11 protein-coding genes are annotated in these 10,729 nt (G+C 49.9%); 3 read left to right on the top strand and 8 right to left on the bottom strand.

The features are described 5' to 3' along the window. Positions 1–175: 175 nt before the first annotated feature. From GEI7105_RS0102280 to GEI7105_RS0102265, 4 genes are all read right to left on the bottom strand, one after another. Positions 176–631 (bottom strand): diacylglycerol kinase family protein, encoded by a 456-nt coding sequence (locus GEI7105_RS0102280; RefSeq protein ID WP_017658864.1) that lies wholly within the window; start codon positions 629–631, stop codon positions 176–178. Positions 632–701: 70 nt separating this feature from the next. Then, a complete protein-coding gene (ybeY, locus tag GEI7105_RS0102275; protein WP_017658863.1) occupies positions 702–1,223 on the bottom strand; it encodes an rRNA maturation RNase YbeY in 522 nt (173 codons plus the stop codon). 7 nt (positions 1,224–1,230) lie between these two features. Next, a complete protein-coding gene (locus tag GEI7105_RS34275; RefSeq protein ID WP_017658862.1) occupies positions 1,231–1,407 on the bottom strand; it encodes a DUF3285 domain-containing protein in 177 nt (58 codons plus the stop codon). A gap of 347 nt (positions 1,408–1,754) precedes the next feature. Further along, positions 1,755–3,164, bottom strand: coding sequence for a carotenoid oxygenase family protein (locus GEI7105_RS0102265; protein WP_017658861.1), 1,410 nt, complete (start codon positions 3,162–3,164; stop codon positions 1,755–1,757). Between the two features lie 173 nt (positions 3,165–3,337). Between GEI7105_RS0102265 and rppA the strand changes: the two genes are divergently transcribed. Further along, complete coding sequence (gene rppA / locus GEI7105_RS0102260; protein WP_017658860.1) at positions 3,338–4,030, top strand: two-component system response regulator RppA; 693 nt, start codon at positions 3,338–3,340, stop codon at positions 4,028–4,030. Between the two features lie 59 nt (positions 4,031–4,089). On the opposite strand, the gene GEI7105_RS28710 is transcribed toward rppA, so the two are convergent. After that, positions 4,090–4,782 (bottom strand): hypothetical protein, encoded by a 693-nt coding sequence (locus GEI7105_RS28710; protein ID WP_017658859.1) that lies wholly within the window; start codon positions 4,780–4,782, stop codon positions 4,090–4,092. A 209-nt stretch (positions 4,783–4,991) separates the two neighbouring features. On the opposite strand from GEI7105_RS28710, the gene rppB reads away from it, so the two are divergent. Further along, complete coding sequence (gene rppB / locus GEI7105_RS0102250) at positions 4,992–6,329, top strand: two-component system sensor histidine kinase RppB (protein WP_017658858.1); 1,338 nt, start codon at positions 4,992–4,994, stop codon at positions 6,327–6,329. 67 nt (positions 6,330–6,396) lie between these two features. Then, positions 6,397–8,397, top strand: a complete 2,001-nt coding sequence (locus GEI7105_RS0102245) for a right-handed parallel beta-helix repeat-containing protein (RefSeq protein ID WP_017658857.1) — start codon at positions 6,397–6,399, stop codon at positions 8,395–8,397. A 168-nt stretch (positions 8,398–8,565) separates the two neighbouring features. Here GEI7105_RS0102245 and GEI7105_RS34270 read toward each other — a convergent pair whose 3' ends face one another. The 3 genes from GEI7105_RS34270 to GEI7105_RS28705 all read right to left on the bottom strand — a co-directional run bounded on the left by GEI7105_RS34270 (position 8,566) and on the right by GEI7105_RS28705 (position 10,428). Next, complete coding sequence (locus tag GEI7105_RS34270; RefSeq protein ID WP_071591951.1) at positions 8,566–8,904, bottom strand: type II toxin-antitoxin system PemK/MazF family toxin; 339 nt, start codon at positions 8,902–8,904, stop codon at positions 8,566–8,568. Further along, positions 8,904–9,140 (bottom strand): hypothetical protein, encoded by a 237-nt coding sequence (locus GEI7105_RS0102240; protein ID WP_017658856.1) that lies wholly within the window; start codon positions 9,138–9,140, stop codon positions 8,904–8,906. The genes GEI7105_RS34270 and GEI7105_RS0102240 overlap by 1 nt, the downstream gene beginning before the upstream one ends. A 316-nt stretch (positions 9,141–9,456) precedes the next feature. Further along, on the bottom strand, positions 9,457–10,428 hold the full coding sequence (locus GEI7105_RS28705) for a DUF6997 domain-containing protein (protein WP_375339028.1): 972 nt from the start codon (positions 10,426–10,428) through the stop codon (positions 9,457–9,459). Between the last annotated feature and the right edge of the window lie 301 nt (positions 10,429–10,729).

Genomic DNA, 10,729 nt, shown 5'->3' with positions numbered 1-10,729 from the left:
GAGGGGGAGAAAGGGAGAGGGGGAGAGGGGGAGAAAGGGAGAGGGGGAGAAAGGGAGAGGGGGAGACAAAGAGTCGATTCGTGATGCGGTAATACAAAGTTGGTCTGACTTCACCGACATTTTCTGGCGGCGTCACATACGCTACCCCTGTTCCCTATCAACTATCAACTGTTCGCTACTGACTGTTAACGGCTAACTGTAAAAGTGGCGGAAGGATGAGGGAACCGGCGACGAGAACAGAGGCTAAGGCTCCCACGAGAACCGCCCCCGCCGCGCAGTCTTTGGCGATTTTGGCCAGTTCGTGATAGGTCTGCTTGACGGTTAAATCGACGATCGACTCGATCGCCGTGTTGAGGAGTTCTAGGGCGAGAACTAAGCCGATAGTGACGCCGATAACGGCTACCTTCACCGCTTCGAGGTTCAATCCCACCGCTAAACCGATCGCGACGGTGCCAATGGCGACGTGAATGCGAAAGTTGCGTTGTGTCGCGAAGGCGTAGCGAATTCCTGCCCAAGCGTAGCGAAAACTGGCCACGAGATTCACCGCCACCTGCCAAGATAGGGGGCGATAGGATTCCGTACTGCTCGATGATTTACCTTTTTGCTTGGGATTGGGCGCACCAGGGGGCATAGACGAGACATTCGCGTGGTGAGTGGGGTTAACCCTCGAAAGGTTCAGGTTCATACTACACAATCCTGGTTTAAGAGCCAGAGGAATGGGGAGAAAAATCGATCGCGATCGCCTCTCCCACGCAATCGAGCAGTTGGACTTGTCGCTCGAGCATCGCCTGCAAACTGGCTTCGTCGGGATGATCCCACCCCAGCAAGTGCAGGAAGCCGTGGGCTGCCAACCAGGTTAACTCGGTTTCGAGGGAATGTCCCTGTTGCTGAGCCTGACGGCGAGCGGTATCGACGGAAACGACGATATCTCCGAGATACAGCGGCACTTCGGCAACGGCCGGCGGAAGTTCGGCTTCTAATGCAGCAAAGGCTAACACATCGGTAGGCTGGTCTTTGTGTCGGTACTGACGGTTGAGAGATTGGATTTCTGCATCGTCGGTCAGTCGAAAGCTAAGTTCGTAGCCACGGGCTTCGGGTAAAGCCTCTGCATTTTCTGACGAGACATCTTCCAACCAGCGATGGAACCGAGTCTGCCAAATTTCTTCCGCCGCCACCGCTTCGGGGAAACTCACGCAGGTTTGAATACTTACTTCGAGCTGCATTGACAAACTACCGGGTTAAATAGGAAATTCCCACGAGAAACGCCAGCAATCCCACGGTGGTAATGGAAAAGTGGAACAGGGATTTTCCGCCTTTGCGAACCATGTTCCGCATCGCCAGTTTGACGAAACTCGGTTTCGGTTCGTGGGTTTTCGGTTCTTCGGGAGTCGTCGGGGTTTGTGTCATCTTGAATGCCTTGGATTGTCTATAACAGCAATAGTTGAGGCAATTGGGGGACAGGGAATAGGGAACGGGGAACGGGAAACAGGGAGCCGGAGACGAGGGGGAGACAGACGTAGGGTGCGTGACTTGAAAAATAGGGTGTCGATCGTGAAACCGATCGATCTGTCACGCACCGCCAATGTTCACCGCCAACATACAGGGTGCGTGTTTATCAGTGTAAAGCGCAGAGAGCAGAGTGTAGAGTGGGAATTCCTCTTTAACTCTTCACTCTTAAACTCTTCCCTGAAAAAGGCGCACCGCCAATGTACACCGCCTCTTTTACAGTGGACTCTCCCCATCTCCCCCTCTTCTCATCTCCCCTTCCAGGTTCCGTGAAATCCGATGGGGATAATTTCGGGTAACGCCAGACGACAAACGGGTTCGCGTTCGAGATGGTTTCCGTCAAGAACCCAAACTTCGCTGCGATCGCGGTTTCCGTTGTAGACGACGGTGAGCAGCCAGTTTTGATTAGAGTTAGACGCGTCGGGGGCGATTATCGGTTCCATGGGGTAGCAACGATCGCCGCAATCGAATTCGTGGAGGGTTCCGGTTTGGGCGTCGTAACCGCCGATCGCACCGTAGAGTTCCCGAGCGGTGTCTGCGCCCTGGCGGTGCATGGAAACATAGGTAAACCGGGCGTTTCGTCCGACTTCTGCGGGGGGAACGGAGGGAAATTCGCAGGAGCGATCGAACGGGCGATCGCGTTCTAATATTTTTGCCGATTTGGGATCGAGTACGAGACGCCACAACTCTCCTTCGGCGGCGGTTTGAGTTTCTCCGGTGGAGATTTCTCGTAACCGCTGGTTGGTGGTGAAGTCGGGATATTTGACGACATCGACGACAACGTTACCGTTTTCGTCGGTGTAACCGTTGGAGAAGTGCCATTGAAACCAAGGTTCGGCGTCGCTGCGACTGACGAAGTTGAGGTGGCGATCGAAAATCCATATTTGGGTCGATCCTTGGGGGTTCCACTGTGCGGCGTCGCTGAAGTTCGTTAAGCCGAAGAGGATGGGAAATAGGGGAATGTCGATCGGTGGCATGAAGAATACGAGGTAATCTCCAGCCAAGACGAAATCGTGAACTAACGACAGGCGATCGATTGAATGAGATTTTTGTCGGAGGAGTTTTCCAGTCTCGTCGCAAACGAACAGGTTTAACTGGGTTTTTCTCCCGAATTCGACGCCGAAATTGAAGATTTCTCCGGTATGGGCGTCTCGTTTGGGATGGGCTGAGTAGGTGGGAATTGGAACGTCTTCAATCCCTCGAGTTTCTAAGGTTTCTAAGTCTAAAACGTGGGGTTTTCCGGCTTCCCACAAGGCCAAAAGGCGATCGCTCAGGGCTAATACGGAGGTATTGGCGACGTTTTTAATCGATTTCGTCCAACGATGCCAAAACGCACCGGGGGCGGTGGTACCGTAGTTTCCGTACAGGAGGGTTTCGGCGGCTTCTTCTTCTTGGTAGCCTTCAGTTTGGACGAAGCGATATTGGGCGATCGCGCCACTTTCGTTAAACTGAACGGATAAGATAGCGCCGTCTCCGTCGAACCAATGGCCGACGCGGCGGTTACCTCGCTCGAGTTGGGCGGGGCCGTTACGATAGAGGGTTCCCCGCAGTCCTTCGGGAAGCGAACCGGAAAGGATTTCGAGATCGCTGCGATCGAATTCTCGTCCGACTTGCATTACAGCTTTCGACCAAGCAGGTTTTAGGGAAGTCGTCGTCATGTCAAAACTCTCTTTAATACTTTCTATTTACGATCGGCTTTAATAACTAAAACTACCATACATTATACGATGCAAATCAAAAAATGGAGATTGAAAAACTTAAATACAATCGATTTTTAAATTTCTGAAATCTGGTATATTAAATTATACTTAATTATAACAGCTTTAGATCGATGCGTTTACTGCTTGTTGAAGACGAACCCGATTTGGGAGCGGCGATCGAAAAAACGTTAACACGAGAAGCTTATATCGTCGATTGGGCGCTAACGGGAACCGATGCCTGGAATTATTTACAAAGTCCGAGTACGAAGTACGATCTTGCAATTTTAGATTGGCTGCTTCCTGGTATTTCAGGAATCGAAATTTGTCAAAAATTGAGAGAACAACATAACCCGCTGCCAATTTTAATTTTAACAGCAAAAGATACAGAAGCGGATAAGGTTCGGGGACTCGATGCGGGAGCGGACGATTATTTAGTGAAACCGTTTGGCATGGCGGAACTGCTGGCGCGGTTGAGAGCGCTACAGCGTCGAATTCCGCAATTTCAACCTCAAAAATTGCAAGTTGGAACCCTCATTCTCGACAGTGCGACGCATCGAGTTTCGATCGCATCGGGAAACAGTGTCGAACTCCTCAATAAAGAATTTCAACTTCTCGAATATTTGATGCGCCATCCCCATCAAATTATCCCAAAAGATCGCTTGCTCAACCAACTTTGGGAATGGGGCGCAGAACCGAGCAGTAACGTCGTCGCCGCACAAATTCGTCTGTTACGACGCAAGCTCGCTACGCTCGGCGCAAACGAGGCGATCGAAACGGTTTACGGGGTTGGCTATCGCCTCAATCTCGATAAACTTTCGTCTTGAAAGAGGCGATCGCACCGCAATTTTATTTCTCGCACTTCGCTCTCTGGGGCGCAAAATCATTAAAAAATAGACTGTCGCCGGTGGTGTTGTTGTCGGTTGAACTGCTTTTCAGTTTCAGACAAAACGGGAGAATCGATCGGAGGGCGCATATCCCACTGCAACTCTGACAAGAGAAACAAACTTCCTCCGATTAAAATGCCCGTGAATAGGAACTGCCACGCCATGAGGTTCGGTAGGATCGCAATACCCAGTAAATGAACGATTCCCATCGCGACAAATGTTCGCGATCGCATTCCCAATCCAGTCGCGAAATATCCTATGGCGCTAAGACCCAACCATAACGAACACAGGTTTAACAAAATAGTTCCCACTCCGAAGAATATCCCGAAATCGGTGAGAAGGAGACCTAACCCCATCAAACCCGCCCACACGTAAACAATCCAAGATAACTGTTCGACTCGTACCCAAAAGCGGGTTAACATTGCCATTGCCACCGTCCCCGCACAGGTCAAAATCGACCAAAGATACGCTTGTATCGTCCAGCTAATGGGGAAAAATTGAGCGGTGGCAAAAATGACGAGGGCGATCGATCCCCAAAGCCATAACGCTTGGTCGATGCGGGTGTAAAATGCTGAAAAAAGCGTAAACTTTCCAACTTTCCATTGAATTTGAAGCAAACCGCATAAATCTTGTATATCTAGTGCGTCTTGCTTCTCACGGAGAAGCGGTTCTTTCGATGTGAAAAGTGTCATTCGGCTTGAGAGGGCGATCGGTAAGTTTACAAAAGTTGATATGACTTTAAAAAGTTTAACATTATTTGAGATTGTCTTGCGTTGGCGACAGTCCAGTTTGAAATGGGTTGAAATTGAGAGAAACGCCTGTTGAAGAGTCGTTCTCCAGATTCCCGGCATCTCCAAGAGGCTGGGGATTTGATAGATTCCATTAGGGGAAAACACGAAAGATGGAGAAAGCGATCGCCCCCCAATCGTCCAAACTCTTTTGGCAAACCCGTGCGAAACTCGCGATTTGGTATGCCAGCGTCATGGGCGTTATTTTGGCACTGTGCGGTGTCGGGGTTTACGAGGGAATCGCCCACGCCCACAAAATGACACTACACCGAGAAGTGGCGTCTGTCGCCGGAACCCTCCACGATAGCCTCGAACCCGTTCTCGACGAACCGGGAAGACTCACCGACGACGTGCGCCGTTTTTTGCCCGATTTATGTCGGTTTGGCGACTCTTGTATTACTAACACTTACCGTCACGCAGTTGGGGCGTTGCGTCAGGGAGAATACTACGCCTATTTACTCGATAACGGGAAAACGCCCATTGCTGTTGCGGGAACGCCACCGAGTGATTTACCGCTTCCGGCGAACGTTCCCATTTTCCTAACCGACGTGACGGAAACTCGCTATTACCAAGTCACCATCAAACTCCACACCCAAGACAACCGCGACTGGGGATATCTGCAAATGGGGCGCAGCTTGGAAGCCTGGGATAACTATCTCAACGCGGTGTTGTGGCTGTTGCTGTTGGGGTTTCCCCTGGCGTTGCTGGTGGTGGGAAGTGCCAGTTGGGTACTGGCGGGGTTGGCGATGCAGCCGATTTACGACTCTTACCAGCAAATTCAACGGTTTACGGGAGATGCCGCCCACGAGTTGCGAACCCCGCTGGCGGCGATTCGGGCGATGGTGGAATCGACGTTACGGTTGAAACGGATTGACGAGGCGGAGGCGAGGGAGACGTTGACGGCGGTGCGGCGACAGAACCAGCGATTGTCAGAGTTGGCAACGGATTTACTGTTGCTATCGCGGATGGAACGGGGAATCGAGATGCCGCGCAGGGCGTGCTGTTTGAACGACATCGTGGCAGATGTGGAGGAGGAGTTGGCGGCGTTGGCGGTTCAGGAACGGGTGTCGTTGCGGGTTGAGATTCCCAAGATGCCGATTGAGGTTTGGGGCGATGAAGGGCAGTTATATCGAGCGATCGCGAATTTGGTGGCGAACGGGATTCAGTACACGCTAGAGGGAGGAACCGTGACGGTGCGTTTGGCAGAGGTTACGCCGTTTGCGGTGGTGGAAGTCGAAGATACGGGAATCGGGATTGCAGAAGCCGATCGCGATCGCCTGTTCGATCGCTTTTATCGGGTACAGAGCGATCGATCGCGTCATACCGGAGGTTCGGGGTTGGGCTTGTCGATCGTGCGGGCGATCGTGCGATCGCACCAGGGCAAAATCACCCTCGAGAGCGAACTCGGTAGGGGTAGCTGTTTTACCGTTCGGTTACCGTTGAAGGTTTAAATGATGTACGAGCAGGATACCCGCCCAACCGACGTTTGACAGAAGTGTTAGAAATCGAATTTCGAGAATGAGACAGTTTAAACTCGTCCCGACATTACTTCTCACTGCCCTCGTCGCCCTCTGTCTGTGGGGCGTTTCCGCCGTTTCTCTCCGCGCAGAATCCCCCCATCTGCTGGTGGTGGCGCAACAACACCCCCAAGCCGCCGACGACAACCCCGGCACCGAAGCCAAACCGTTACGAACCATCGACGCAGCGGCGCAACGGGCGCAACCGGGGGATAAAATTCTCGTGCGTGAAGGGATTTATCGAGAGCGGGTGATGCCACCCCGAGGCGGAGAGCGCGATCGCCCCATCGTCTACGAAGCCGCAGCGGGGGAAACTGTAGTATTGCGGGGGTCTGAAGTTTGGGCGGCGCAACCGATGGCGGGTTTGCCAGATGCCCCGACACCGTACTGGGAAGGAACGGTATCCGAAACACTCTTCGAGGATGTCGATCCCTTTACCACGCAACTCGAACGAATGCCCCAAGGCTATCTGCGGGCGCAGGTGTTTTTGCAAAGTCGTCCGTTGCGTCAGGTGTTGGATAGAGAAAGTCTACAACAGCAATCGGGAACCTGGTTTTTCGAGAGCGATCGCCGTCAGTTGCGGGTACATCTGCCCCAATCCTACCCCGCTGACGATCCGCCGTTTCTCGAAATTAGCACTCGTCGGGCGGTGTTTGCCCCGAAAATCCGGGGTTTGGGATACATCCAGGTTCGCGGCTTCGTCATGGAACACGGCGCGAATCCCTTCCCGAGCGGGTTTTGGCGCAGTCGATCGCCCCAAGCGGGAATTTTAAGCACGCGATCGGGTCATCACTGGGCGATCGAACACAATACGATACGTTACGCCAAGAGTCTCGGTCTCGATTGTGGCAGCGAAGGGCGCTACGATATCGACGGTTTAGAGCAACCGATGCCAGACGGGGCGGGATATCACGTCGTCCGTTACAACACCATCACCGATAACGGCTGTGGCGGGATTGCAGGTTGGAAACAAACGGCGTCGCTGATTGCCTATAACGTCATCGATCGCAACAACCGCCTGGGATTCACCGCCCCGGAAACCGGAGGCATCAAAGTCCACGAATTCGTTGACGGACAGATTATCGGAAACGTCCTCCGCAACAACGAGTGTTTCGGCATTTGGGTCGATAACATCTACCGAGGCGCGAGAGTCAGTCGCAATCTGGTTTTGAGCAATCGCGGGGCGGGCATTTTCATGGAAATGGGCGGCGGCCCGGCGTTGGTGGATAACAATATCGTGGCGTTTACCAGTTTGGGGGAAGGCATCTACACCCACGACGCCAGCGGGGTGACGGTGGCGCACAACTGGCTACAGGCGAACACCCATTTCGGGGTGTATATGCGAACGGTGAGCGATCGCCAGTTTCGCCGCGCAGACGAAAGTTTGGAAGCGGTGGCGACGCGGGGACAGCGGATTTTCGGCAATGTTTTTATCGACAACTATCGCGGTCATCTCAGTTTGCCCTATCCCGCCGAACCAGATACGGACAACTTGTCGGATTACAACCTGTTTGTAAACGGTACGGTGTGGCAGTGGGAGGGGCAGGAACCCCATCGTTTTGTGTGGAACCACCGCCGGGATACTGTGGAGCGCGATCGCCTGGTGATGGCATTAACAGAGGCGTTCGAGGACGGCCGGTTACCGGAAACGGAGAAGCCCAATTTCGAGGCGTGGCGAGAGACGTTGGTGTTACCGCTGTCTTGGTGGCAGGAGTTAACGGGGAGCGATCGCCACAGTGTCGCCCCAGTGTTAGAGGCGGGGGAAATCGCGAACGGGGCGATCGAAAAAGGGGCGATTTCTCTGGGGACGTTTACCCCGGATTTGGAGGTGGCGGAGGCGTCGGTGATGCCCCGGTTGGCGATTCCACCGCTACCGTTGGCCAGTCGCGACTTTTGGGGAAATCGGATTGAGGAGGGGGAACGGTTTCCCGGGCCGTTTCAAAACTGGCCGGAAGAGGGTTCGGTGCGTTGGCATCTCTGGCCGGTGGAGGTGTCAGATTGAGTCGTGAAATACCTCAACGGTGCGTGACGCGGTAATACAAAATGGCTCTTCCGATTTGGCTTGCAGAAAATCGGCGGTTTAACGACCAAGCTCACCGGACACAAACAAGTCTGAACGCTCAGAAAACTAGCTTGCGGTGTTTTGGTGCAGCGACTGGTTTGCTTGCTGCTAGAGATACAAAACCATTCGCAAACCCTCATCTACCTCCTCCTGCAAATAGTTTGGTAACGAGCTGATTCGTTCAGCTAGAAATGCTCGATCGACTGTAAAGATTTGAGATACGTTAGCTACAGAATTCCTTGATAGCCCTGACACTTCACCCGGTAAGAATACATTCCCTGGTGCTTCGGCTAATTGAGTATTGGAGGTGATAATTACAACGATAACTGTGTTAATACGGCTTTCATTAAAAACATCATCTTGAATTACCAAGACAGGACGACGGTATCCCGGCTCTGAACCTACTGGGTTAGGCAGATTCGCCCACCAAATTTCTCCCCGATACATTACCAATCCTCATGAGGCAGAGACATAAATTGCAACTTTGCCATCACAGGATCTAGTTCAGATGACTCTTTAGAGTAAACTTGGTTTAGCTTGTGCAAAATTTGATTCCGGTTGTATTTTTTTAGATAAGCTTTTAAAGCTTTTGTGTAAAGCTCACTACGTGATAAACCAAGATGCTGAGCGAGTGCTTCTGCCTCTTCAAAAACAGAATCTGGAAGCGAAATTGCAGTTTTCATAGCGATTTTATAAATAAGTCCTACTCTTTAAGTTATACCTTGGTTATACCAAGAGCGCAAGGGTAAATATTCTTTGTTAACCGGGTGCATTTCACTTTTGTAAATACACAAGTTCAAAAATCGGTCAATATCTTTCTCAAGGACTGCTACAAGGGGATTTAATCCCTTGGTATTTATACTCATTGCAGAACTGAGATGCACCCGTTGTTAACAAAGTAGTCTGATGCAACAAAACGTTAGCTCGCTGTTTAGCTTGATAGAAAAATTTAAATAGATTGGCGGTTTTCCATAATGTCTGGATTATCTCAATAGAGTTTTAGGTAGATGTGAGTTTGAGTATCCAATCTATCCACTTCTCAACAGTTTGCGCGCGTCTTGACATAGTAGTTGAACTAAGCCTACTAATATTGTTACTCATAATAGTGAGAACTTTTTCTCGATCGGGTTTTTCTGAGTTAGCTAAGTATTCGCCGAGAACAGTCTTGAAAACTCTGTGAGATAAGATAGCTTTGACCAATTCAAGATTCTTTCTCTTAGGATCGAGCTTCATGATTCTTCTACCCTTATCTGTCAATATATACCCAGAACCTCTTTGTAGTCTTTCAAACAATCCTAGGTAAACGCCCGATGATATATAGTAATCTGTTTGCCTTACGTCAAATTCATACTCTGTTGTTATCTCCTCTTTGGTGAGCGGATAGTCATAAATGTAAAGCTTATCTAACAAGTCAATAACTCTTGTAAAGTTATTAGCTTGAGGGAAGGTTAAATGACTATCATCTTCAAAAGATTTAATAGTATTAAATACCTGTCTTATATCTGACAACTCAATCTCATACTGTCCAATGCAGTACCTATGCATAGATTTAATCTGGATTGAGTTATATTGATATAAATCATAGAATTTAAAAACATAAAATGTAAAAATATTGTTAGAAATTGATAGGAATATAGGTACGACTTCCTTACTTAATTTTAATTTCCATAATCTATAAGGATAATAGAGTTGTCGAATAATAAAATCATCTACAGATTGGCACTTTGCTTCAATTATGGCAAACTTACTTGCTCCTTCAAACCCACCATCAACTTCACACTGAGCGTTCTCAACTGTAACATTTTGATTGGTATTAGTCCTAGAATTATAAATTTCGTAGTCAAATCGTCCTGTAGACATACGACCAAACACTGTAAAAAGTGTTTCTTCTTCCAAAATATCAGTTAGCATTCCAGATAAATATGCACATAAAACCGCTGATGACTCAGAAGTGATAGTTTGGGAAGCAATTGTTGGGTCTTCGGAGTTTGAGGTGATAATAGTATAATAGAAAACAAATGCAGGCGGATCTAAAGATGAACTTTTTTGTAGAAGACTTAATCAACTTACCCAAAGTAAGAGTGAGAAGCGTGGTCAGGGAACGCGAAGCAATATTTTTGCAGCTAGGCTTTAGAGAAGAGGAAGTTGCCTGTCCTCATTGTAGGCAAAAAGACGGGCGAACTTAACCAAACACGAACCGTTAGAGTTCGAGACTTGCCCATTTCGGGTCAACTCGTATATTTGCAAATACCACGGCGTTCAGTTTTAACTG

The sequence above is a fragment of the Baaleninema simplex PCC 7105 genome (genome assembly GCF_000332355.1).
In the GTDB taxonomy this organism is placed as follows: Bacteria; Cyanobacteriota; Cyanobacteriia; order Cyanobacteriales; family Geitlerinemataceae; genus Baaleninema; species Baaleninema simplex.
This window is presented reverse-complemented; position numbering and strand designations above follow the sequence as displayed.

Coding starts and splice junctions, on each gene's coding strand:
- GEI7105_RS0102280 (WP_017658864.1), bottom strand. CDS start 631: ATGCCCCCTGGTGCGCCCAATCCCAAGCAAAAAGGTAAATCATCGAGC.
- ybeY (WP_017658863.1), bottom strand. CDS start 1,223: ATGCAGCTCGAAGTAAGTATTCAAACCTGCGTGAGTTTCCCCGAAGCG.
- GEI7105_RS34275 (WP_017658862.1), bottom strand. CDS start 1,407: ATGACACAAACCCCGACGACTCCCGAAGAACCGAAAACCCACGAACCG.
- GEI7105_RS0102265 (WP_017658861.1), bottom strand. CDS start 3,164: ATGACGACGACTTCCCTAAAACCTGCTTGGTCGAAAGCTGTAATGCAA.
- rppA (WP_017658860.1), top strand. CDS start 3,338: ATGCGTTTACTGCTTGTTGAAGACGAACCCGATTTGGGAGCGGCGATC.
- GEI7105_RS28710 (WP_017658859.1), bottom strand. CDS start 4,782: ATGACACTTTTCACATCGAAAGAACCGCTTCTCCGTGAGAAGCAAGAC.
- rppB (WP_017658858.1), top strand. CDS start 4,992: ATGGAGAAAGCGATCGCCCCCCAATCGTCCAAACTCTTTTGGCAAACC.
- GEI7105_RS0102245 (WP_017658857.1), top strand. CDS start 6,397: ATGAGACAGTTTAAACTCGTCCCGACATTACTTCTCACTGCCCTCGTC.
- GEI7105_RS34270 (WP_071591951.1), bottom strand. CDS start 8,904: ATGTATCGGGGAGAAATTTGGTGGGCGAATCTGCCTAACCCAGTAGGT.
- GEI7105_RS0102240 (WP_017658856.1), bottom strand. CDS start 9,140: ATGAAAACTGCAATTTCGCTTCCAGATTCTGTTTTTGAAGAGGCAGAA.